General features: G+C 65.2%; 21 protein-coding genes. 10 read left to right on the top strand and 11 right to left on the bottom strand.

What is annotated here, in order from left to right; all coding sequences use genetic code 11:
* Positions 1-145: 145 nt before the first annotated feature.
* Positions 146-1,132 (top strand): Rpn family recombination-promoting nuclease/putative transposase, encoded by a 987-nt coding sequence (locus F1609_RS03200; protein ID WP_167074658.1) that lies wholly within the window; start codon positions 146-148, stop codon positions 1,130-1,132.
* Between the two features lie 128 nt (positions 1,133-1,260).
* Here the strand turns inward: F1609_RS03200 and F1609_RS03195 are convergent, their stop codons facing one another.
* From F1609_RS03195 to alr, 5 genes are all read right to left on the bottom strand, one after another.
* Positions 1,261-2,631 carry a glutamine synthetase family protein gene (locus F1609_RS03195; protein ID WP_167074656.1) on the bottom strand — a complete coding sequence of 457 codons (1,371 nt, stop codon included), beginning with the start codon at positions 2,629-2,631 and terminating at the stop codon, positions 1,261-1,263.
* Positions 2,632-2,642: 11 nt separating this feature from the next.
* Entirely contained in the window at positions 2,643-4,010 is a 1,368-nt protein-coding gene (gene fliD, locus F1609_RS03190; protein ID WP_167074654.1) for a flagellar filament capping protein FliD, read from the bottom strand.
* 164 nt (positions 4,011-4,174) lie between these two features.
* Positions 4,175-4,495 carry a PilZ domain-containing protein gene (locus F1609_RS03185; protein ID WP_370661591.1) on the bottom strand — a complete coding sequence of 107 codons (321 nt, stop codon included), beginning with the start codon at positions 4,493-4,495 and terminating at the stop codon, positions 4,175-4,177.
* Between the two features lie 60 nt (positions 4,496-4,555).
* On the bottom strand, positions 4,556-5,932 hold the full coding sequence (gene radA / locus F1609_RS03180) for a DNA repair protein RadA (RefSeq protein ID WP_167074650.1): 1,377 nt from the start codon (positions 5,930-5,932) through the stop codon (positions 4,556-4,558).
* Entirely contained in the window at positions 5,925-7,031 is a 1,107-nt protein-coding gene (alr, locus tag F1609_RS03175) for an alanine racemase (protein WP_167074648.1), read from the bottom strand. Before alr ends, radA begins: the two co-directional genes overlap by 8 nt.
* A 127-nt stretch (positions 7,032-7,158) precedes the next feature.
* On the opposite strand from alr, the gene lplT reads away from it, so the two are divergent.
* Complete coding sequence (gene lplT, locus F1609_RS03170) at positions 7,159-8,421, top strand: lysophospholipid transporter LplT (protein WP_167074646.1); 1,263 nt, start codon at positions 7,159-7,161, stop codon at positions 8,419-8,421.
* Here lplT and F1609_RS03165 read toward each other — a convergent pair whose 3' ends face one another.
* Genes F1609_RS03165 through tsaB form a run of 4 tightly spaced genes read right to left on the bottom strand, consistent with a single transcriptional unit; the run spans position 8,422 to position 11,456 of the window.
* Complete coding sequence (locus F1609_RS03165) at positions 8,422-9,402, bottom strand: DUF1853 family protein (protein ID WP_167074644.1); 981 nt, start codon at positions 9,400-9,402, stop codon at positions 8,422-8,424.
* A complete protein-coding gene (locus F1609_RS03160) occupies positions 9,386-10,276 on the bottom strand; it encodes a uracil-DNA glycosylase (protein ID WP_167074642.1) in 891 nt (296 codons plus the stop codon). The genes F1609_RS03165 and F1609_RS03160 overlap by 17 nt, the downstream gene beginning before the upstream one ends.
* A complete protein-coding gene (rimI, locus tag F1609_RS03155) occupies positions 10,273-10,743 on the bottom strand; it encodes a ribosomal protein S18-alanine N-acetyltransferase (RefSeq protein WP_167074640.1) in 471 nt (156 codons plus the stop codon). The genes F1609_RS03160 and rimI overlap by 4 nt, the downstream gene beginning before the upstream one ends.
* On the bottom strand, positions 10,740-11,456 hold the full coding sequence (gene tsaB / locus F1609_RS03150; RefSeq protein WP_167074638.1) for a tRNA (adenosine(37)-N6)-threonylcarbamoyltransferase complex dimerization subunit type 1 TsaB: 717 nt from the start codon (positions 11,454-11,456) through the stop codon (positions 10,740-10,742). The genes rimI and tsaB overlap by 4 nt, the downstream gene beginning before the upstream one ends.
* Positions 11,457-11,521: 65 nt before the next feature.
* Between tsaB and F1609_RS03145 the strand changes: the two genes are divergently transcribed.
* From F1609_RS03145 to F1609_RS03110, 8 genes are all read left to right on the top strand, one after another.
* The gene (locus F1609_RS03145; protein ID WP_167074636.1) at positions 11,522-11,944 is read left to right on the top strand and encodes a thioredoxin family protein; all 423 of its coding nucleotides are present in this window, start codon (positions 11,522-11,524) and stop codon (positions 11,942-11,944) included.
* Between the two features lie 103 nt (positions 11,945-12,047).
* Positions 12,048-12,467 (top strand): hypothetical protein, encoded by a 420-nt coding sequence (locus F1609_RS03140; RefSeq protein ID WP_167074634.1) that lies wholly within the window; start codon positions 12,048-12,050, stop codon positions 12,465-12,467.
* A 258-nt stretch (positions 12,468-12,725) separates the two neighbouring features.
* Positions 12,726-13,478 carry a hypothetical protein gene (locus F1609_RS03135; protein WP_167074632.1) on the top strand — a complete coding sequence of 251 codons (753 nt, stop codon included), beginning with the start codon at positions 12,726-12,728 and terminating at the stop codon, positions 13,476-13,478.
* A gap of 4 nt (positions 13,479-13,482) precedes the next feature.
* Positions 13,483-14,547: a tetratricopeptide repeat protein gene (locus F1609_RS03130; protein ID WP_167074630.1), complete on the top strand. Its 1,065-nt coding sequence runs from the start codon at positions 13,483-13,485 to the stop codon at positions 14,545-14,547.
* A 32-nt stretch (positions 14,548-14,579) separates the two neighbouring features.
* Entirely contained in the window at positions 14,580-15,737 is a 1,158-nt protein-coding gene (locus tag F1609_RS03125) for an SEL1-like repeat protein (protein WP_167074628.1), read from the top strand.
* A gap of 90 nt (positions 15,738-15,827) precedes the next feature.
* Entirely contained in the window at positions 15,828-16,889 is a 1,062-nt protein-coding gene (locus F1609_RS03120) for a hypothetical protein (protein ID WP_167074626.1), read from the top strand.
* A 26-nt stretch (positions 16,890-16,915) separates the two neighbouring features.
* Positions 16,916-17,185: a hypothetical protein gene (locus F1609_RS03115; protein ID WP_167074624.1), complete on the top strand. Its 270-nt coding sequence runs from the start codon at positions 16,916-16,918 to the stop codon at positions 17,183-17,185.
* 47 nt (positions 17,186-17,232) lie between these two features.
* Positions 17,233-18,165 (top strand): DUF2059 domain-containing protein, encoded by a 933-nt coding sequence (locus tag F1609_RS03110; protein ID WP_167074622.1) that lies wholly within the window; start codon positions 17,233-17,235, stop codon positions 18,163-18,165.
* A 3-nt stretch (positions 18,166-18,168) separates the two neighbouring features.
* Here F1609_RS03110 and F1609_RS03105 read toward each other — a convergent pair whose 3' ends face one another.
* Together F1609_RS03105 and F1609_RS03100 are read right to left on the bottom strand one after the other, a co-directional pair.
* On the bottom strand, positions 18,169-20,463 hold the full coding sequence (locus F1609_RS03105; RefSeq protein ID WP_167074621.1) for a xanthine dehydrogenase family protein molybdopterin-binding subunit: 2,295 nt from the start codon (positions 20,461-20,463) through the stop codon (positions 18,169-18,171).
* 66 nt (positions 20,464-20,529) lie between these two features.
* Positions 20,530-23,658, bottom strand: a complete 3,129-nt coding sequence (locus F1609_RS03100) for a bifunctional diguanylate cyclase/phosphodiesterase (RefSeq protein WP_167074619.1) — start codon at positions 23,656-23,658, stop codon at positions 20,530-20,532.
* Positions 23,659-23,912: the final 254 nt, after the last annotated feature.

The raw sequence follows: 23,912 nt of genomic DNA, 5'->3' as shown, positions 1-23,912 counted from the left end.
AGACCTCGGCAGGGTCGCGCTCGCCTGCCGTGCAAATCCTGCGGCGATGTCCGCACGCGGATGCGACCGTGAACAGCCGGTTTCGTGCCCTGCGCACGCCTGAGGCAGCGCAACGGACGAGCACTACCGCTCGCTACAATGCGCCATGACCGCCCACCACGACCTCGGCTACCGTGCGCTGTTCGCCCACCCGGAACTGGTGCGCGATCTGATCGCCGGCTTTACGCCATTCAAGCTGTTCGACAGCATCGCGCTGTCATCCTTCAGACGGGTCAATGCGACGTATGTGAGCGAACGCGCATCGGCGCGCGAGGCCGACATGGTGTGGCGCGTACAGGTCGGCGAACGTTGCCTGTATATTTACCTGCTACTCGAATTCCAGTCCAGCGTGGACCGCTGGATGGCCCTGCGCATGCAGACCTACATCGGCTTGCTGCACCAGGACTTGATCAAGCGCCACGAATTGCCGCGTGGCTCGCTCCTGCCCCCGGTGTTGCCGCTGGTCTTTTACAACGGCACGCGGCGCTGGAGCGCCAGCAAGGAGTTGGCTGAGCTGCTGATGGAAGTGCCCGCCGAGCTGGTGCCGTTCCAGCCATCGCAGCGCTACGTGCTGATCGACCAGAAGCGCCTGGACCAGGCAGCGCTCAAAGCAAATAAGAATGTGTTGTCACTGCTGTTCCTGTTCGAACTTTCATCGGCTCCCGATGTCTTAAAGGAGGTAGCGCCAGCGCTGATCACCTGGCTACGCGCAACGCCGCAACTCGCCCTGCGCCGATCGGTCGCAGCATGGGCGAACCGCGTGGCGGAGCGCCGGTCCGGACGACCGGGGCCGTTTTCATTGGAAAATATGGAGGAGTTTGATGACATGGGACGCAAATTTGCAACCTGGGCCGAAGAATTCGAATATATCGGTTTCAAAAAGGGACGTGCCGAAGGTAAAGCTGAAGGCAAGGCCGAAGGCAAACTTATCGCTCTGCGCGCAATGCTGCAAAGCCTGTTGCGCCGCCGCTTCGGCGACCTGCCGGCGCCGGCTGTCCAGCGCATCCAAAAGGCGGTGCAGCCTGAGCTGGAAAAATGGTTCGAGCGCAGCCTCGCCGCGTCGAGCCTGGACGCGGTGATGGGCGATGATTGACATGCCCGTGCTGGACATGGCTGTGCGAAACATACCCGTAGGGGGACCTGCCTGACTGAAGACTGCTCAATCTGCCATGCCCCTTGCGGCGATCAGGGCAGCGAGGAGTCGAACGGACCTGCACTGTCTTACACGTGCAATAACAAATGCTCGCGTTCCCACGGGCTGATGACGGTCATGAATTCCAGATGCTCCTGGTCCTTGATGGCGGCGTACACATCGACGAAGCGCTCGCCGAGCACGTCGCGCAGCTTGTCCTCGGCGCGCAGCAGGTTCAGCGCCTGTGGCAAGCCCCGCGGCAGCTCAAAGTCGAGCGCATGCGCGCTGCCAACGGTCATCGCGCTCGGCTCGATCTCTTCCGTCATGCCCAGATAGCCACATGCCAGCGTGACGGCAAATGCCAGGTAGGGATTGGCATCGGCGCCGATGACGCGGTTTTCCACCTTGCGCTCCTGCGCTGTCGACTCCGCCACCCGGAAGCCGACCGTGCGGTTATCCAGCCCCCACTGCACATTGATGGGCGCGGTGGTGTGGCGCACGATGCGCCGGTACGAATTGACATACGGCGCGGCCAGCGCCATCGCGGCCGGCATGTAGCGCTGCAAGCCGCCGATGTAGTGGTAAAACGCGGGCGACGGCGCCCCTTCGGGCGTACTGAACAGGTTCAGGCCGGTGCCGCTGTCGTTCACGCCCTGGTGTACATGCATCGCCGAGCCCGGCTCGTTGGCGAGCGGCTTGGCCATGAAGGTGGCGTACATATTGTGCTTGAGCGCCGCTTCGCGCAGGGTGCGCTTGAAGAAGAACACATTGTCGGCCATGGCCAGGGGCTCGCACGAGAGCAGGTCGATGCCGAACTGGCCGGCGCCGATCTCGTGGATCAGGGTGTCGACGTCGAGCTGCATGAGCTCGCAAAAGTCGTAGATATCCTCGAACAGGGGGTCGAATTCGTTGACGGCGTCGATGCTGTAGATCTGGCGGCTGGTTTCAGCGCGTCCGCTGCGGCCGATGGGCGAGCGCAACGGCAGGTCGGGATCGTTGTTGCGCGCGGTAAGGTAAAACTCCAGTTCCGGGCCCACGCTCGGCGCCCAGCCCTTGTCCGCATACAGCTTGAGCACGCGCCGCAACACGCTGCGCGGGGCAAAATCGACCAGGCTGCCGTCGGGAAAATAACAATCGTGGATGACCTGGGCGGTCGGATCGAGCGCCCACGGCACCACGGTGATGGTGGACGGATCGGGCCGCAGCACCATGTCGCGGTCGGTCTGGGAAATGGCGCGGAAGTAAGCGACGTCGTTGGCCGGATAATTGCCGGTGACGGTCATGCCGAGCACGGCTTCCGGCATGCGCATGCCGCGTTCGTTGGTGAACTTGGTGCGCGGCAGGATTTTGCCGCGCGCGACGCCGGTCAGGTCCGGTACCAGGCACTCAATTTCGGTGACCTGGCGCTGGTTGAGCCACAGGTCCATGTCGCTGAAAGTAAAGTTCTTGCGAACCGCCATTCCACATCTCCTCAAGCCATGAAATCGAACAGCGAGCGGGCCCCTCCTCCGGGCAGGCCGGGCAAGGCACTGTTGGCGCCGCCACCTTGGCTGATCTCGGTGTAGCGCGCAACCAGGTTGCTCGCCTGGGCGTTGAGCGCATTGGTGAGTGCGGTCTTCTGGCCGGTCAGGGTGCTTACGCTGCGCTCGGCTGTCAGTTTCTCCTTGCCGATGCCGCTGCCGGCACCGAGCAGCTGGCCCAGCTGCGCGTCCAGTTTGTCGGCAATGCCTTTGCCGCCGTCGGTAAACAATTTGCTGAGGGCGTTTGGATCGGCCTGTACTGCCGCTTCAAGCGCTTTCGCGTCGATCTTGAGCGTGCCGTTCTTCTCAAACGTGACGCCAGCTTTTTCCAGCGCTTCGCTGTTGCTGCGGACCATATTCGTCAGCTGGTCCTGCGCCTGGCGCAGGGCCGGATCGGATTGCAGCCCGCCCTGCTGCAAACCTTGCAAGGTCGACGACAGCTTGTTGAAGCCATCGACAAAATTGCCGATATTCCTGGCGATGGCGCCCGTTTCCTGCGCGACGACCACTTTGGTGGCGCCCTTGCCCGTCAGCGCCAGCGCGGTGCCGCCGATCTGGCCGGTGATCACGTTGCTGGAACTGGTGACGCGCTTGCCGTCGATGTTGAGGATGGCGTCCTGGGCGGCGCTGCCGGCAGTCAGGTTCTTGAGGCCGGCCGGATTGTAGGCCAGCAGTTTTTCGACCGCCGCATCGCCGCCGGCGCTGATGCGCATGCTGCCGGCCGCGCCTTCCGGCCCCTTGATTTGCAGCGCAAAGCCGGCGCTGCTCTTGACGATGGTGGCATCGATCCCGGCGGCCTTGAAGGCATCCGCCATGCCCTGCAGGGTATTGTTGCCGCTGTCGATGCTGATTGAACGCACGCTGCCGTTTGGCGTGAAGCCGCTGCCCGACTCGGTGCCGAATTCCACCTTGATGGCGCTGGGCAGACCGTTGCCGATCGGCGTGTCCTGGTCTTTTTGCGGGCGCGCCAGCAGGGTTTGCGACTGCGCCAGTTGCTGCACATCGATGGCGTAGGTGCCGGACTTGGCACCGCTCATGGTCACGGCGGTCAGCACCGTGGGGCTGGACGAGGTGGCGCCGGTTTGCAGGCCGGCGCCGGACAGCGACTGGGTCAGCGACTGGAAATTGGCCAGCGCGCTCTGCAATTGACCGAGGCCGGACAGGCGGGTCTGGTCGCGCGTCAGCTGGGCGCTGAGTTTCTGGACGCCGGCGTTTTGCGCAAACAGGCTCTTGTTGACCCGGCCGTACATCTCGGCGGAGGCGGCGTTGCCCGACTTGAGGCCACCCAGGACACTGTTGGAATTGATCGGCACGGCCATGATGTTTTACCTTTGATTCACGTTTGACGTAAAGGTAACACATTCGTTCACCGGGCCATGCTCAGATTACCGGGCAAAACCTGATCCAGATCAACGGCTTCGTGAACCCGGCTTGCGCGGCTCGCAGGCGGGTGGCTGCATCGCTCAAGTCTGGCCGTTCAGTCTTACTTCATGAACTTGGCCAACTGCGTCATCCCCGACAAGTTGAGGTTGAGGAAGTTAAAGCCGACCTTGAAGTCGCCATGGCTCAAAATACAATACGTAGCGCGGCAACGCACGTCGATCGTGGTCATGCCGCCGTCCACAAACAGGTCGAAGCGCAGCTGCGCGTTGGCCCCCACCTGGATCGGGTCGGCCGACATGATGCAGATGCCGCTCGAACTCACATCCACGGTCTTGACCATGGCCGGCGCGAAACCGTCCACCACCACGACCGCTTTTACTTTTAACAATTTTCGCTGCGTTAATCTTTGGTCGTTAAACACGTTGAGCCCATTGGCATGCCAGAGTCACACATTATAATTCCAATTTGCAACATGCGTTGGTTAATCGAGTTCGCGCAGTTTGTTAAATGCTTCGTCGATCCGTTCGACCGCCACGATGGTCATGCCCTCGATTTTCTGCTTCGGCACGTTGGCCTTGGGAATCATCGCAATCGAGAAACCCAGCTTGGCCGCTTCGCGCAGGCGTTCCTGTCCGCGCGGCGCCGGCCGGATTTCGCCCGCCAGCCCCACTTCGCCGAACACCACCAGTCCGCGCGGCAGCGGTTTGCTGCGCATCGAGGAGTTAATCGCCAGCAGCACCGCCAGATCGGCCGCCGGTTCGGTGATCTTGACCCCGCCGACCGCATTGATGAACACATCCTGGTCGAAGGCGGCGATGCCGGCGTGCCGGTGCAGCACCGCCAGCAGCATCGCCAGCCGGTTTTGCTCCAGCCCCACCGACAGGCGGCGCGCGTTGGGCAGGTGGCTGGTATCGACCAGCGCCTGGATTTCGACCAGCAAGGGGCGCGTGCCCTCCTGCGTTACCATCACGCACGAGCCCGGCACCTGGTTGTCGTGTTGCGACAGAAACAGCGCCGAGGGGTTGGACACCCCTTTCAGCCCTTTTTCGGTCATTGCGAACACGCCCAGTTCGTTGACCGCACCGAAACGGTTCTTGATCGCCCGCACCAGCCGGAAACTCGACTGGGTGTCGCCCTCGAAATACAGTACCGTGTCGACGATGTGTTCGAGTACGCGCGGCCCGGCCAGCGCGCCTTCTTTGGTCACGTGGCCGACCAGGATGATGGTCACGCCGGTCTGCTTGGCCACCCGGGTCAGTTGCGCGGCGCACTCGCGCACCTGCGCCACCGAACCGGGCGCCGAGGTCAGCGCGTCGGAATACACGGTCTGGATCGAGTCGATCACCGCCACTTCGGGCTTGAGGTCGGCCAGGGTGCCGAGGATCTTCTCAAGTTGGATCTCGGCCTGCAATTTAAGTTCCTTGCCATCGACGCCCAGGCGGCGCGCGCGCAGGGCGATCTGGGCGCCCGATTCCTCGCCGCTCACATATAAAGTACTCTTGATGTGCGAAATATTGGCCAGCGCCTGCAGCAGCAGGGTCGATTTGCCGATCCCGGGGTCGCCGCCGATCAGCACCACCCCGCCCGAGACCAGCCCGCCGCCCAGCACGCGGTCGAATTCTTCGATGCCGGTGCCGAAGCGCGGCACGTCGACCGCCTCGATGTCGGCCAGCGACAGCACCGGCGCGGTCTGCGCCAGGCTCCTGTGCTGGGTCTGCGACAGGCGGTTCACGCCGGGCGTGTCGAGCACCGTCTCGACCATGGTGTTCCACTGATGGCAGGCGGCGCACTGCCCGGTCCATTTGTTGCTGATCCCGCCGCAGTCGCTGCAGGTGTATTGCGTTTTAGCTTTAGCCATTGAGATCCAGATTGCCTTCCACGACGCGCACGCGGGGAGCCAGCGCGCACATTAATTCATAACCGATGGTGCCGGCGGCGTTCGCCACGGTGTCGATCGGCAAACCCGCGCCCCACAGGATCACCTTGCTGCCGACCCCGGCGCGCGGCACATGGGTCAGGTCGACCGCCATCATGTCCATCGAGACCCGGCCCACCAGCTTGGTCAGGATGCCGTCGACCATGACCGGCGTGCCGTGCGGGGCATGGCGCGGATAGCCGTCGGCGTAGCCGCAGGCCACCACGCCGACCGTCATTGGCCACTCGGCCTGGAAGCCGCTGCCGTAACCGACCGAGTCGCCGGCCACCAGGTCTTGCACGCCGATGATTTCGCTGGCCAGGGTCATGGTCGGGCGCAGGTCGAAGGCGGCCGCGCTGCGTCCGCCCGGGGTGCCGCCATACAACATGATGCCCGTGCGCACCCAGTCGTTCGACAATTCGTCCGCCAGCGCCGCCTGGTGCAGCACGCCGCCCGAATTGGACAGGCTGCGCTGGCCGGGCAAGCCGTCCGCCCCCAGGCAGAAGCGGCGCACCTGCTCGAGCACGGTCAGACGCGGGTGTTCGAGTTCGTCGGCGTTGGCGAAGTGGGTCATCAGGGTGATCTCGCGCACGGCGGGAATGGCGCGCAGGCGCGCATGCGCGGCCGCGAACGCTTCCGGCCGGAAGCCGAGCCGGTTCATGCCGGTATTCATCTTCAGGTGCACATCGATCGGGCCGGCCAGGCTGGCCTGCTCGAGCAGCTCGATCTGTTCGACCGTATGCACAGTGCTGTTGAGCTCGTGGCGCACCAGCAAATCGACATCGGTGGCGTCGAAAATGCCTTCCAGCAGCAGGATCGGGCGCGTCCAGCCCAGCTCGCGCAGGCGCAGCGCGTTCTCGGTTTCGATCAGGGCCAGGCCATCGGCGTCGGCAAAGCCGCGCATGCCGCGTTCCAGGCCATGGCCGTAGGCGTTGGCCTTGACCACCCCCCACACCTTGGCGTGCGGTGCGCAGTCGCGCACCCGCATCAGGTTATGCTTCATGGAATCAAGATGAATTGTGGCGATTAGCGGACGCGGCATAGTGCGAAATGAGGAAATTGGCAAGCCTGTATTTTACCGGACGCAGCCCGTTCCGACGTGCCGATTTCTTTGGCTTCCCAGCCATTCATGGTATAAAGCAACCCACACTAGCTTTTAGACTTCTCGAATGAATCGTGGTTTTTACACCATCATGGCGGCGCAGTTTTTTTCGTCGCTGGCAGACAACGCCTTGCTGTTCGTGGCGATCGACCTGCTGATCTCCATGCACGCGCCGGCGTCGCTGACGCCTTTGCTGAAGCTTTCCTTCGTCCTCTTCTACGTGCTCCTTGCGCCGTTTGTCGGCGCGTTCGCCGATTCCATGCCCAAGGGCAAAGTGATGTTCATCGCCAACCTGGTCAAGGTCTTCGGTTGCGCGCTCATCTTCTTCCACGTGCACCCGCTGCTCGCGTACGCGGTGGTCGGCTTCGGCGCGGCGGTGTATTCGCCGGCCAAGTACGGCATCCTCACTGAATTATTGCCACCAGAGAAACTGGTCGCCGCCAACGGCTGGATCGAGGGCCTGACGGTCATGTCGATCATTCTCGGCACCGTCATGGGCGGGGCGCTGGTCAGCGCCAAGGCGTCGGCCTTCATGCTCGGCCTGGACGTGCCGTTCATCGAGACCGGCATCAACACCACCACCGAAGCGGCCCTGTGCGTGGTGGCGGCGGTGTATATCCTGGCCACCCTGTTCAACCTGCGCATTCCCGATACCCTGGCCAAATATGCCCACCAGGAACGCAATCCGGCCAAGCTGATCGCCGACTTCGCCAATTGCTCCTCGCTGCTGTGGAAAGATAAACTGGGCCAGATTTCGCTGGCCGTGACCACCCTGTTCTGGGGCGCCGGCGCGACCTTGCAGTTCATCGTGCTCAAGTGGGCCGAAAAATCGCTGCACATGCCGCTCGACAAAGCCACCACCCTGATCGGCATCGTCGCGCTCGGCGTGGCCGTGGGCGCCGCCACCTCGGCCAAGATGATCCCTCTCAAGAAGTCGCTCACCGTCATTCCACTCGGCATTGCCATGGGCGTCGTCGTCATGGGCATGCCGCTGGTGCATTCGGTCTACCTCGCCTATCCGCTGCTGCTGCTGATCGGCGTGCTGTCGGGCTTCTTCGTGGTGCCGATGAATGCGCTGCTGCAGCACCGCGGCCACGTGCTGATGAGTGCCGGCCACTCGATCGCCGTGCAGAATTTCAATGAGAACCTGTCGATCCTGACCATGCTGGCCATTTACGCCATCCTGATCACCTTGAAAGTGGACTTGAATATCGTGATCGTCGGCTTCGGTCTGTCGGTGGCCGGCGTCATGTTCCTGATCATGCGCAAGCACAAGATGAACCAGGCCGAGCACGATTCGCTCGCCCTGATCGGCGAGCACAAACACTGATCAGGCTGGTTGGCCGCTCGCTTGCGCGCCGATCATTTTCTGGCGGAAGGCGGCGCGCACGCGCCAGTCGTTGGGCACGATGAAACCGCGCTGGGTTTCAAGCAGGCAGCCTTGCTCCACGCGCACGCCGGCCACCAGCACCGGCATCGGCACCGTGCCGAATTTCTCTTCCAAGGTGGCTTGCAACTGTTCGCGGGTGAGCAATCCGGCCTGGTCCGGCGCGCTGAACGGCGCCAGCCATTGCAGGCGCGGCAAGATCACCCAGGCGTCCGGCGCCAGCGCCGCCACTTCCTCGAGCGCGCACCAGAAGCCGCGGCAGTGCTGGCCGGAGATGCCGTCCATCGCCTGCCCTTGCCCTGCCCCACCCGGATAGAACAGCCATCCCTTGACCAGCGCGCGCGCCCGCGTGACCGGACGCGGCAGCACGGCCTGGGCCGCCGGATGTGCGCCCAGCGCCAGCTGCCGCTCGAAGATCTTGCGCATCTTGGCGCCCAGGCTGTCGGCCAGGTTGGGGCCGACAAAGGTGTCGAAGCGTAATGCCGCCGCCCCTTCCAGCAGATAGAACTTGGTGGCGAACTCGATGTGTTCCAGGCCGCCATCGCCATGGTCGAGCAGGAAATCGAACTCGCCGACCGTATCGTTGCGGCTGGCGCGCACCTGCAAGCCGTGCGCGACCAGCTGGCCATGTTCCTGGAAATAGAAGGCCATCAGCTTTTCGGCGTACAGGCCCAGGCGCGTGTAGTTGCGCGTGCCGAGTGCCTCGAGCAGGCGCGAAGGATCGGCATCGAGACGCATCAGCCACTCGTCCACCGCCGCCGGCAGCACGCCCAGGCTGGCGATGCGGCCTTCCCAGTGCGGGTCGGCCGGATCGAGCAGGTCGGGCGCGTGCAGCAGCCAGGCCAGCGCGCGCACGTGCGGCTGCGCCAGCTGTCCCCAGCGGCGCGCAAAGCCGGCCTGGTAATTGTCAGGCGCGCCGGTCATCGTGCTCGCGCGCAAGACACAGATCGGCCCAGGCCAGCGCCTTGTCGGCCCCGCGCCGCAGCAGTTCGCCCGGATGCAGGGTGGCCACCAGCCTGACGCCGGCGATCTCGTGCACCTGGCCGCGCGAACCGGCCAGCGCTTCCTGCAAGGGCTTGCCCTGCAGGGCGTTGGCGGCGATCTGGCCGAGCGTGAGCACCATCGAGGCGCCGGAAAGGGCCAGTTCGCGGTCCAGGTAGGGACGGCAGGCCAGCGCTTCCCCGGCGCTCGGGGCACGGTCGCCGCCGTTGGCGCTGGTCGGGCGGCATTTGATCAGGTTGGTCACGTAGACATTGCTCTCGCGCGCCAGATCGACCGCGGCCAGCATGTTGACCAGCAGCTTGCCCGGTTCGCCCGAGACCGGCTGGCGCTCCTTTTCATCGGATGCGGTGGAGGCGCCGGCGGCCACCAGCCAAGTTGCCTGCTGCGCGCCGTTGCCATAGACCGGCTTGCGTCCGCCCTTGCACAGGCCGCAGCGGGTGCAATTGGCGATGGCGTTCTTGAGCTGGACCCAGTCCATGGCCGCGATCTCGTCCTCGGTGGGCGGCGGCGCGGGCGGCTCCTCGCCCCAGGCCGAATCGGTGGCGGGGACGGGACCGGGACTGACAACCGGCGGCGCGGCTTTGGCCACGACAGCAGGCGGCGCCGTCATGACAACCGGGGCGGGGGTAGGCACGGCGGCCGGCGGCGGCACCGCCATGGCGGCAGGCTCCGGCGCGCCCTGCGCAAGGTCATCGGAATGCGCCTGCTCGCCCACGCCGGCGGCATTGCGCAAGGTCCACAGCGGGCCGATGCCCATTTCCTGCAAAAAGGCGCTGTCGCGCGCGCTGGTACTCATAAGACGAACCTCATCACGATGGCATCCTCGCGCTTGCCGTCATGGGCGGGATAGTAGCCGCGGCGGCGCCCGATTTCGGCGTAGCCATACTGCTGGTAGACAGCCAGGGCGCGCACGTTGGACGGGCGCACTTCGAGCAGGATCGAGTCCATCGACAGCCCGCGCGCGCAGGCGGCGACCTTGTCGAGCAGGTAGCGGCCCAGGCCCTCCCCCTGGCGTTCGGCGGCCACGGCCACGTTGAGCAGGTGCGCTTCGTCGACGATCGGCATCAGCAAAAAATAGCCGAGCAGCGCCCCGCCGCGCTCGCGCAGCACCCAGGCGTTGTAACCGCTGCCGAGCGAATCGGTGAAATTGCCGCGCGTCCAGGGATGCGGATAGACCTGCTGTTCCAGCGCGAACACGTCGTCGACATCGGCCGCCACCATCGGTGCGTACACCAGATGGTCATCGTCGCGCAGCGCGCTCATGCGGCAGCCTTGGCGGCGTTGATCACGCTGCGTTCCGCGCTGGTGTAGGCGATCTTGTTACGCAGGTAGAGCGGCTGGGCGTCGGCCGCGCCGACCGCCTTGCCCGCCGCCAGCGCGGCGCGCCCGAGCGGCGCCAGCTGGGCCGCGTGCGGCATGATCTCCGGGTACATGGCGCCGAATGCCTGCGCAATAAAGGCGTCGGGATAGGCCGCCAGGCCGTTGCCGCAGGCGGCCAGCGGGCCATCGACCGCCAGCGGCGCCACGGCGCCGGGGGCGCACAACACCGGCGCGACCAGTTCGCGCCACAGGGCGGCGGCGCTGTCGTAGCGGTACTGGGCCCAGTAGACTTCGCCCATGCGCGCGTCGAGTACGGCCACCACATCGGTGGCGCCGTGCTGCTGGCGGCAGGCCACGGCCATCGCTTCGAGCGTGCTCAGGGGCAGCACCGGCAAGCCGGCGCCGTAGGCCAGGCCCTGGGCGATGCCGCAGGCGGTGCGCACGCCGGTAAACGACCCGGGACCGGCGCCGAAGGCGATGGCGCCGCAGTCTTTCAGGGCGATGCCGGCCTCGGCCAGCAGTTGCTGGACCATCGGCAGGATCGATTGCGAGTGGGTGCGGACCCCGGACGATTCACGGGCGATGACGGTGTCGCCGCGCAGCAAGGCGCAGGACGCCATCTCGGACGAGGTTTCAATAGCGAGAATAATAGACATCCCGTATTTTAACCCGGCCGCGCTTTACCAAGCAGGGCTTCGTCGCCCGATGTAGAATGCCGCTCATGCACAGCCACACACTCGACTCCGACAACCGCGACAGCATTGCGCAAGCGCTGGAGGGCGAGCGCTGGATCGTCGCCTGCCTGTGCGCAGCCTGGTGCGGCACCTGCGCCTCCTACCGCGCCGCCTTCGACGGCCTGGCCGCGCGCCACCCCGACAAGCACTTCATCTGGATCGATATCGAAGACCAGGCCGAGGTGGTGGGCGACCTCGATGTCGACAACTTCCCCACCCTGCTGATCCAGCGCCATGACATGGTGACCTTCTTCGGCACCATGCTGCCCGACCCGGCGCTGGCCGAGCGGCTGATCCAGGCCCAGGTTGCGCAGTCGGACGAGGAACTGGCGATCCAGGCGCGCAGCAGCGAGGAGCGGCGCCTGTGGCAGCAGCAATGCAACCTGCGCGCGCTGCTGCGGCGCGCCTGAACCTGTTCAACAATGTGTTCGTTTGAGTCCGGTCAAACGTGCCAGGAGAGGGATCACCGACGATGGGAGATCGTGGTTGAACGTTTTTTGGGATGCGCAGATAATGGACATCATGGAAGCCCGTATTGTCAAACTTGAGTTGGCCTTGGAAAAGATCCTCGAGCGTCTTTCCGGGCTGGAGCGCAATGTCGGCGTCATCGGCTCCAATTACGCTACCAAAGACGACCTTGCGGCGCTGGAACGCAACGTTGCCGTCATCCGCTCTAATTATGCTACCAAAGACGACCTCGCGGCGGTGGAGCGCGATGTTGCCGTCATCCGCTCTAATTATGCCACCAAGGACGACCTCGCGACAGTGGAGCGCGATGTTGCCGTCATCCGTTCCAACTACGCCACCAAAGCGGACCTGCTGGCGCTGGAAGCGAGGCTGGCGGCCTTCGAGACAACCATCATCAAATGGTTTATCGGCACTGCCGTCACGCTCACCGGACTCTCCTTCGCCGCCGCCAAACTGATCGCCTGAGCAGCTGCCGCTGCCACCAGCCTGAGCGCTCCCCACCATGCGGGGATTTTTTACGCCCCAAGCCCCCATCCAGACCCTTCCAGCGCCCGCCGCAACCTTGCACTTGAACGAAGATTGTCCTTAGAGCACCATTTACTGGTATTCTGTCGACCCTCCGTGTAATTATTGAAACTCTTCTAAAACGACATCGGAAGCGACCCCGGCAACAGCCTGCCGGTGCGCACGACCGCTGCCGGATTGGATCACTTCCGCGCCCGAATGAACCTTAACCGACTCTTGAGCCTGATCCTGACCGCCACCCTGACCGGCCCCGCGCTGGCCGCCGGCGACGACAAATTCGACGACTATTTCGACACCCAGATGAAAGCGGCCCAGAAGGCCATGAGCGAGAAGCGCTACGCCAGCGTCAAGGAAAAGGTGCTGGAGCTGGAAAAGGCCCTGGCCAAAGCCGACCCCGGCTACGGCGAAAAATCGCAATGGGCCTACGTGCTCGACTTCAAGCGCTTCTCCCTGTACGAAATGGGCGAGCAGGAAGCGGCCGTCGAGAGCTGCCGCCGCACCGTCAAGGTGCTCGCCGACAACGACTGGCCTTACCTGGCCGAGTTCAACGTGGTGCGCGCCGCGCGCCGCGCCTGCCACAACATGCTGGCCTACGAACAGAGCGCGGTCGCCACCACGGTGGCCCAGCACGAACAAGCCATTGCCCAGATCGAGCAGTGTTTCGAAACCGTCTCGCCGATCGAAGACGACTCGGTGCTCGACAATTTCTATGAAACGCGCGCCACGGTCTACCTCAAGGCCAACGCCGCCACCAAAAACAAATACCAGCTGCAATTGTTCGACACCCTGGCCCGCGCCGACCTGCGCCAGCTGGCGCTGGACGAGGATCCCGAATTTGCCAGGATCATGAAAACGCCGGCTTACCTGAGTTTCAGGAAAGACTTCAAGCTTCCCAAGAAAAACACCAGGCCAGGCATCAACCTGTCTTTCCATTCCTCCGACGCCCGCTGACACCATGCTGCTTTCCGCCCGCACCGCCCTGTTGAAAACCTCGATCGCCGCCGCCTGCCTGGCCTTGTCGCTCGGCGCCCACGGCGCAGAACCCAAGCCGCCCGCCGACGCGACCGTCCGCGCCCAGATCGACAGCCTGGGCGACAGCACCATCGCCGCCCTGGTGGTCGAGCAGCGCTGGACCGACGTGCTGCCGCTGGCGCGCGCCTGGACGCGCAGCAATCCCGGCTCGGCACGCGCCTGGTACTACCTGGGCAAGGCCCAGCACCACCTCGACAAAACGGCCGAGGCCGAAGTCTCGCTCAAGCGTTCGCTGGGCCTGGCGCCGGACGATGCCCAGACCTTGAACGAACTGGGTAACATCGCCAGCAGCCGCGACAAGCGCGAGGCCGCCATCGGCTACTATGAGCGCGCCCACAAGGCCGATCCGACCCTGCCGGCGGTGTCGGAAAACCTCGGCGCGGTGCTGGCCGCAGCCGGCAAGTACCAGCCGGCCCGCAGCGCCCTGCTGAACGCGATCGAACTCGATCCATCGAGCAGCTTCGCCTGGCACACCCTGGGCACGGTGCACGAAAGACTGGGCCAGATGAGCGAAGCGGAGCAAGATTACCGCAAGGCGCTGGAACTGGCACCGGCGCGCGAAAACACCGCCGTCGCGCTGGCCACCCTGCTCCACGCGCAAGGCAAGTTCGCCTACGCGCTGCAGGTCTACCGCAACGCCGTGCGGCAGCGCGCCGACGATCCGGCGGTGTGGCACGGCATGAGCAATTCGATGGCCTCGATCGGGCGCATCGACGACGCCGTCAACGCCAGCCGGCGCGCGATCCGGCTCGACCCGGCCTATGCCGCCGCCTGGCACGGGCTGGGCGTGCGCTACCTGCAAAAGCGCAATTTCGCCAAGGCCCTGATCGCCCTGAACAAGGCGGTCGCGCTCGATCCCAAGTCGGCCAATGCCTGGACCAGCCTGGTCGTCCTACACAGCCTGCGCCAAGACCAGCCGGCGCGACGCACCGCCCTCGCCCGCCTGCGCAAGCTCGACCGCGCCGCCGCCGATAGCCTCGGCAAATAACTCCTTTACCCTTACAGCCAAGCATCCATCCCATGACCATCGCCCTCCGCCCTCTATTCGCCAGCGTGGCTGCCGCCCTCATCCTGTCCGGCTGCGGCGCCCTGCCGGTCACGGATCCCGCCGCCAAGGCGTCGGCCCAGCACGGCATCCTGGTATCGAACGGCAAGCTGACCGAAGAAGGCGAATTGCGGCGCGACCTCGGGCTCGAGCATTCGACCGCCAAGCGCTACCCGGCCGCCTACGCCCAGTGGCTGCCGCTGGCCGAACAAGGCCACGCCGAATCGCAATTTAACATCGGCCTGATGCTGCGCGACGGCCTCGGCGTGCCGGCCGACGCCGCCAGGTCGCTCGACTGGACGCGCAAGGCGGCCGCCGCCAATTATCCCGAGGCCTACCTGGCGCTGGGCGTGCGCTACGCCAACGGCAGCGGCGTGGCCAAAGACCCGGTCGAGGCCCTGCGCCTGTGGCGCCTGGGCGCCGCCCTGGGCGACGCCAACAGCGCGTTTTATGTCGGCCAGGCCCTGTTCTTCGGGCTGGACGTGCCGCGCGACGGTCCCGGCGGCCTGAAACTGCTGCTCCAGGCGGCCCAGGCCGATACCCCGAGCGTGCGCGCCCAGTCGATCCTCGGCATGATTTACCTGAACGGCGAAGATGGCGTGGCGCGCGACTACGCCAAGGCGCGCCAGTGGCTGACGCTGGCCGCGGCCGGCGAAGACAGCCAGGCCCAGCATCACCTGGGGGTGATGCACCAGTTCGGGCGCGGCGGCCCGGCCGACATGCGCCGCGCCATCGGCTGGTACGAACGCGCCGCGCGCCAGGGCAATCCGGCCTCGCTCAACAACCTGGCCACCTTCTACAAGACCGGCAAGAACCTGCCGAAAGACACGAAGAAGGCGCGCGAGTATCTTGAACGCGCCCATGAAGCCGGCAACGTCGACGCCAGCGTGAACCTGGGCGACATGCTGTTCATGAACCGCGGCGCCCCGGCCGAGCGCGAGAAGGCGGTCGCGCTCTACAAACAGGCGGCCGAGGCGGCGCACGCCGCCGGCCAGTGCCGCTACGCACGGGCGCTGCGCCACGGCGAAGGCGTGGCCGCCAATGCCGACGAATCGGCCGTGTGGCTGGCCAAGGCCAGGGCGGCCAAACTGGCGTGCGACACCACGTTGCCGCTGGCGACATTCCTGAAGTAATCCGGACCAGCAGCCTGGCCTCGCGCGCTCCCGCGCGTGCAGGCCAGCGCCGTCGCCCCCGGTTAACCATCCACGCTTGAAAAAAACCCCATGACGCCACTCTCCTCCCCAGACGCCACCCCTTCCGGCGGCTTCGTCCAGACCGCCGCCGCATACGGGGCCGCCGCGCCGCGTCCCGGCCTGCTGATGCTGGTGCTGCTCTTGATCGCCACCTGCATCGTGGTGCTGACCGCGATCGACCTGGCGACCATGTCGGCCCAGGTGGCTTACCTCTCCAGTTCGGCGGAAAAGGCCAACCTGCCGGTCGACAACCTGCGCGCCAACCAGCTCAACACCTCGCTGTTCATCACCGCCTTCATGGCCGGCATGCTGGCCCTGATCACCTTCGGGCGCAACTGGGCGCGCTGGGTCTGGCTAATCATGTGCATGCTGGTCGGTCTGCTGGTCGCGCTCGGCACGGTCGTGATGATGTTCGTCTACGCGCCGGGAGCGGCCATGGTCAAGTGCGTCGTGTACCTGGTGCTGTTCGTGCTCTCCTGCATGCTGTTCGCGCCGTCGTGCAATGCCTGGTTCCGCCAGCTCAAGGAGATCCGCAACAATCCGCGCCTGCGCAAGGGGGCGGGCGGCGCCAGCGCCGCGCCAGGCATGTACGGCGCCACTGCCCCGGGCCAGCCGCACGACCCTTACGCACCGCCGGGCGCCATGGCCGCCGCGCCCGCGGAGCCGGCCGTGATTCCAGCGCGCCCGCGCACCATCTCGCTGGCCCTGGCGCTGCTCGTTCTCAACTTGCTGATCGGCATTGGAGTGAACATCCGCTACCTGCCCGAGGCCATGGCCGGCTTGAGCGCTCTGCTGGGCGAAGGAATCATCAACGTGGTCTACGGCGTCGTTGCTGTGATCACCATCCTGATGGGTGTATTGTTCTACTTCATCTGGCACGGCTCGAATGTGGCGCGCTGGATCTGGACGGCGATCGCCGCGCTGAGCCTGTTGAGCACCTATTCGGTCGTGAAAATAGCGTTCGCCAACTCGACCCAGTATGGCGTGCTGATCTCGGTCAGCCAGCTGATCGCGTTGAGCGCGACGATCCTGCTGTTCGTTCCCGCCTCCAACGCGTGGATACGCCAGGTCACGCTGGCGCGCAACGTTTAATCGGCACCGGACACGTGAACCAGCCCATGCACACCGCTTGCGCGTTCTTCTGGCGCCTGCAGGCCCCGGCCTGTTTCGAGGCCGCCGGCATGGCGCGCAGCATGGCCGAGCTGAAAGCGCAGCTCTCGTTCGACAAGGTCACCCTGCTCAAGGCGCGCTTGCTGAGCGGCGTCCTGAGCGACGCTGAACTCGCGCTCCTGAGCGAGGACAACCGGCACCCGCAGCGCGCCGGGCAGCTGGCCAAGCTGCGCAAAGCCGAGCAGCAATTCCAGCGGCGCATGATGAACAGCATGTAAGCGCCGCCCCCAACATACCGATTTCAACCACTCTACCGAAAGCCACCATGCACGCATCGCTCATGAACGCCGGCCGCTACGCCGCCACCGCACTTGTCTTCACCATGGCCATGGCGCAAGCCCACGCCGCCCCCGCCACCAAGGAAACCGTGCGCAAGTATTTCGACGTCACCAAGGCCTCCAGCCTGACCGACAACGTGGTCGAAACCATCTCCGCAATGCAGGCCAAGGAGTGGAAGGAAGAAACCAACCCGAAGGAAAAGGCCAAAAAGAAGGCCATGTACGACCAGACCAACAAGGTGATCCGCAGATACGTCAAATGGTCCGCGCTCGAGCCGATCGCCATCGAGAGTTACCAGAAAGAGCTCGACGAAGCCGATGTGCAGGGCATGATCGTGCATGCGCAAAGCCCGGTCGGCCAGATCATCACCAACAAAATGACGCCCGCCATCATCAAGCAGTTGCCGGCGGTGGGCAAGCATCTTGAACAGCGTATTGAAACGCTGAGCGCGCAAAAGGCCGGCGCCAAGACGCCGGCACCCGTGCCGCCGGCGCCGCCAGCGAACCCGAAGGAAGCCATGGCGCGCACCTTGCTCAGCGAGATGCCTGGCGCGCGCGAGGAATTCGCCGCGATGACGGCAAGCATGGAAGCGCGCATGATACAAAACGTGAACATGGTCATGGGTGAAGGCGGCAGCAGCGGCATGGAACCCGAAATGAAGCGCATCGCCAAGCTGTTCAAGGAGCAGGTCACGTTCGACGAAATCGTCGCCCTGAAAGCGCGCATGCTCGCCAGCGACCTGAGCGAGGCGGACATGAGCGCCGTCATCGAAGACAACAAGAAACCGGCGCGCCGCGCCCAGCTGCTCAAGGCCAAGAAGGCCGAGGCCGCAATGCAGGCACGGATGAACACCTACTTGCAAGAAACCATCATGCCGGTGATGGTGCCGGAACTGATGAAAACCCTGGGGAAAAAATAAGCCTCAGGCCAGGCGCAGCGGCAAGCTGCGCAAGCGCTGGCCGGTCAGCTTGAACAGCGCGTTGGCCACGGCCGGCGCGATCGGCGGCGTGCCGGGCTCCCCGACTCCCTCGGGCGGCTCGGCGCTCTTGATGATCACCGTCTCCACCTCGGGCGCGCTGTCGATCCGCAGCACCGGATAGTCGCCAAAATTGCCCTGCTCGATGCGCCCGTTTTTCAGGGTGATCTCCCCTCCCAGCGCGGCCGACAGGCCGAACACCACCGCCGACTCCATCTGCTGCGCGATGATGTTCGGATTGACCGCCAGCCCGCAATCGATGGCGCACACCACACGGTGCACGCGCACCTGCTTGTCCGTCACCGACACCTCGGCCACCTGCGCCACGATGCTGCCGAACGACTGGTGCAGGGCCACGCCGTGCGCGCGGCCGGCCGGCGCCGTGCCGGCCTTGGCCAGCGCCGCGTCGAGCACCGCCAGGTGGCGCGGATGGCGCGCCAGCAGCGCGCGCCGGAACGGCGCCCCATCCTGCCCGGCCGCATGCGCCAGTTCGTCGATGAAGCTTTCCTTGAAAAAGGCATTGTGCGAGTGCCCGACCGAGCGCCAGTAACCGAGCGGCACGGCGCTGTCGACGATCACGTGCACCACGCGCTGATTGGCGATTTCATACTGCATGTCGTACTCGCCTTCGGCCGTGGTCTTGTCCGGACCGACGCCCGGCAAGCCCAGGTTGCGCGGAAAATACTGGTGGCCGATCGAGCCGCTGGCCGACTTGTTGTCGTAAGCGACGATGCGGCCCTGCGCGTCCACGCTGCCGCTAAAGCGCGCCAGCGCGGCCGGGCGGTAGACATCGTGCGTCATGTCGTCCTCGCGCGACCAGACCAGCTGCACCGGCTTGCCGCCGGCCGCCATGGCCAGCGCCACCGCCTGTCCCACCATGTCCACCTCGAGCCGGCGCCCGAAGCCGCCGCCGAGCAGCATCACCTCGACCGAGACGTCGGCGCGTTCCACGCCCGCCACCTTGGCCGCCATGTCGACGCACATGCTCGGCACCTGGGTCGAGGCCCACAGCCTGACCTTGCCGAGCGCGACCTGCGCGGTGCAGTTGACCGGCTCCATGGTGGCATGCGCCAGGAACGGCGCGCGGTATTCGGCGCTGACGGTCTTCACCCCGGCCTTGGCCGCCCCCGTGGCCGCGGCCAGGTCGCCCGTCTCGTAGTAGGTGAAGCCCGATTCGGTATCGAGCGCGCTGGCGAGCTGCTTGAAAATACCGGCGCTCGACAGGCTGGCGTTGGCGCCTTCGTCCCATTTGACGGCCAGCGCGCCAAGCGCCTGGCGCGCGCGCCAGTAAGTATCGGCGATCACCGCCACCCCGGCGCCGGCGCCGGTCTTGTGGCTGGCCGGCGGCGCCAGCCCGACCACCGCCACCACGCCCGGCATGGCTTTGGCGGCGCCGGCGTCGAATGAAGCGACCTTGCCGCCCACCACCGGCGACATCGTCAGCGCCGCATACAGCATGCCCGGCGGGCGCGCGTCGATCCCGAACATGGCGCTGCCATTGACCTTGGCCGGCGAATCGCGGCGCGCCTGCGGGGTGCCGATCAGGGTGAACTCGGCCGGCTCCTTGAGGCGCACGTCGCCGGGTCCGATCTCGAGTCCCGCCGCCGCCGCCCTGGCCGCCAGGCTGCCGTACGAGGCGCGTTTGCCGCTGGCGTGCACCACGAAGCCGGCCGTGCCCTTGCACTGCGCGGCCGGCACGCCCCACTCCTTGGCGGCGGCGGCAATGAGCATGGCGCGCGCCACGGCGCCGGCTTCGCGCATCGGCAGCCAGGCATCCTTCACGCTGCTTGAGCCGCCCGTCATCATGATGCCCATCTCGCGCGCTACCTTGGCCAGCATCCACTGCGCGCCTTCCTTGACGCTGCCACGGTCGTCCGGATGGAAGGGCAGCGTCTCGCGCAGCACTTCCAGGTTGCTGAAGATCTTGTCGAGCGGCGCCTGGCTGATGCGCACCTGCGCCAGCGGCACGTCGAGTTCCTCGGCCAGCAGCATCGGCAGCGCGGTGTTGACGCCCTGCCCCATCTCGCAGCGCGGCACCACCACCGACACGGTGCCGTCGGGCGCGATCGCGACCCAGCCGTTCAGGGCCACCGCGCCGCCGGCCAGCGCCAGCGGCTGCGCCGTGTGCAGGCGCTGGCGCGGCGGCTGCACGCCCCAGCCCACCACCAGCGCCCCGCCGGCAGCCAGGCCGCCCAGCAGGAAACGGCGGCGGCTTGTGTTCTTCGGTGCGTTCTGGCTCATTGCATTCTCATGGCGTGCGTGGGGAGTGGCACTGTAGCACGCGCGCGGCAGCGCGATCGTGCTCTCTTACACCGGTGCGAGCCGGTTCCAGCGCGCCAGGATCGCGTCCGGCAGCTCGGGGCGGCTGTACAGGTAGCCCTGCGCCTGGTTGCAGCCGTGGCGCAGCAGGAAGGCGGCCTGCTCGTCGGTCTCGACCCCTTCCGCGATGACCGCCAGGTTCATGCTCTTGCCAAGCTGGATGATGGCGATCGCGATCGCCTCGTCGTTGACGTCGGTCGAAATATCCTTGATGAAGCTGCGGTCGATCTTCAGGGTCTGCACCGGCAGCTGCTTGAGGTAGGCCAGCGACGAGTAACCGGTGCCGAAATCGTCGATCGCCAGGCCCACGCCGATCGAATGCAGGTCGTTGATGAAGACCAGCGCGTCGCCGGTATTCATGATCACCGACTCGGTCACTTCCAGCTGCAGGCGCTGCGGCGCCAGACCCGTCTCCTGCAGGATATCGGCCACCATGTTGACGATGCTGCCGCGCTCGAACTGCTTGACCGACAGGTTGACCGCGATCTTCGGCACGTGCAGGCCGGCCGCTTCCCAGCGGATCATCTGGCGGCAGGCTTCTTCCAGCACCCACTTGCCGAGCTGGTTGATGAAACCGGTGTCCTCGGCCAGCGGGATGAAGCGCACCGGGGTCACGTTACCCAGCTCCGGATTGTGCCAGCGCACCAATGCCTCGACCCCGATCAGGCGCCCGGTGTCGATTTCGACCTGCGGCTGGTAGTTCAGGAAAATCTCGTTCTTGTCGATCGAGCGGCGCAGCATCGCTTCCAGGCGCAGGCGCTCGACGCCTTCGCCGGTCATCGACGGCGCATAGAACTGGTAGCCGTTGCGCCCGCGCGCCTTGGCCTGGTACATGGCCACGTCGGCATTCCGGATCAGCATGGTCAGGTCGGCCGCGTCGTCCGGGAATACACTGATGCCGACGCTGCCGGTGACGAACAGCTCGTAATCGGCAATGATGAACGGCTGTTCGAACATGGCCATCAGTTTTTCGGCCACCAGGCCGGCGCCGACCTGGCCGGCCACGTTTTCGAGCAGGACGATGAATTCGTCGCCGCCCAGGCGCGCCAGCGTATCGCCTTCGCGCAGCTTGCCCTGCAGGGCCGCCGCCACCTGCTTGAGCAATTCGTCCCCTACATGGTGGCCGAGCGTGTCGTTGACGTTCTTGAAGCGATCGAGGTCGATGAACATCACCGCCAGTTGCTGGCCGTCGCGCGAGGCGCGCGCCAGCGCGTGCTGCAGGCGGTCGTGGAACAGCAGGCGGTTGGGCAGCGCGGTGAGCGAATCGTGGTGCGCCATGTGATCGAGCTGCTCCTGCGATTCCTTGACCTTGGTGATATCGCTGAACACCGCCACATAGTGCGTGGTCGCGCCCTGGTCGTCGCGCACCGCCGACACGGTCAGCCATTGCAGATAGGTTTCGCCGTTCTTGCGCGTGTCCCAGCGCTCGCCGCGCCAGAAGCCGTTTTCTTCCAGTTCGGCCCACATCTGCTGGTACATAGCGGCGTTTTCGTTGGGCGAGCGGGTCAGGCGCACATCCTTGCCGACCGCTTCGATTTCGGTGAAGCCGGTGATCTGGGTGAACGCCGGGTTGACCGCCACGATCTCGAGATCGACGTCGATCACCATCACGGCGTCGGCGATATGTTCGAGCACCGTGGCTGACAGGCGCAGCTTTTCCTCGGCTTCGCGCCGCTCGGTGACGTCGGCATACACCCAGATGCTGCCGCCGTTGGGGCGCGCCGGGTCGAGCGCGCAACCGCTCACGCGGCACCAGAACACGGTGCCGTCTTCCTTCATGTACTGGCGTTCCTCGTTGTAGTCCTTGCCGTCGGCCAGGGCCGCGTACTGGCGCTCGCCGGCGCGCAGGAATTCGTCGTAGCTCGGATACATGATGTCGGCCAGCTTGCCGGTCATCTCGCCGCTGGCGTAGCCGAACAGGTCTTCGCAGCGCCGGTTGACCGACACGATGTGCCGTTCGCGCACGAACATCACGCCAAACATGACATTGTCCAGAATCGCGCTTTGCTCGGTCAGCAGCGCCTCGATGCGCATTTCGTTGTGTTTGCGTTCGCTGATGTCGGAAATGATCCCGTCGACCCACGAATCCTCAAGCTTGTCGGCGGCCTGCGGCTGGCCGTTCTCGGACACCCAGCGCTCGGTGCCGGTGGCATCGATGATGCGGTATTCGATCTCGTACGACCGCCCGCCGCTCATCGCTTCGCGCACGGTGCGGCTTTGCATGCGCCGGTCTTCGGGGCAGATCAGGTCCGACCAGGCGTCGGTGGTGCTGCGCATGAAGAGCGCGGCGGCGTAGCCGGAAATGTCTTCAATGGCGTCGCTGACAAAATCGATGGAGCCGCCCGGACGCACGCGGAACACCGCGCCCGGCACCTGGGTGACGATGGTGCGAAAGCGCTCCTCGCGCCGGCCGATGTCTTCGAACAGGTGCTTGATGGCGACCCGCATTTGCTCCATCTGGTTGGCCAGGCGGCCCAGTTCATCGCTGCCTTCGAGCTCGAGGCGCGTTTCGAAGTCGCCGTGCGAGAGGCGGTCGGAAAACTTCATCAGCTGGCGCAGCGGCACCAGCAAGCGCTTGTTCAGGAACAGCACGATCAGCGCCAGCGACACGGTCAGCTGGAACGCCAGCACAAAAGCGTAGCTGGACTGCTTGCCGCGCAATTCCTGCTGGCTGCGGGCGTCGTCCATCTCGACCACGACCACGCCGATGCGCTCGCCGCGCACCAGGATGTCGCGTTCGGCGCGGTAGATTCTCCCGACCGGGCGCCGGGCCGAATGGATGTTGATGAACTGGGCGTCGGCTTGGCCGATCACCTGGACATGCAGCACCGACGGATCGCGCATCACCGACTCGACCAGCGACTGGGCCGATTCGGCGTTCATGTTCCACAGCGACTCCTGCATGCCGAGGGCCAGGATGTCGGCGTTGCGGCGCAACGACTCGTTCAGCACCGCCTTGGCCGCCTTCTGCTCCTGCACGCCGATCAGCACATAGCTGCCGATCATGGCGGGAATGACCAGGCCGCCGAAGACGACCAGCATCAGCGCGCCGTAGATCGACAGCCCGTACAGCCTGCCCAGCTTGGTACGGAAACGTTGGTAGGCCGTGCTAAGCATGCAGCGAGTCGGAAAGCATACGCGAGGATGTCGGAATGATAATTTGGACAATAAAAGTTTTCTATACGGAATTATGCACGGAAGGACCCGCCAAGTCATCAACGGCACGGGTGGATGAGGCGTTTTAGTGACGAATGGGAAAACAGTTGACGTTATTGCTTGCACTGGGGTGCAAGTTCGCGCTTCCCTTGTCAACGAGGCGCCGGCACAAGCGCGGACGGTTCTGGAGTCCTGACCCATACCTTGCGGGTTTG

It is taken from the genome of Massilia aquatica (genome assembly GCF_011682045.1).
In the GTDB taxonomy this organism is placed as follows: Bacteria; Pseudomonadota; Gammaproteobacteria; order Burkholderiales; family Burkholderiaceae_D; genus Telluria_A; species Telluria_A aquatica.
Note: the sequence above shows the minus strand (reverse complement) of the source record. Positions and strands in the feature narration are given on the sequence as shown.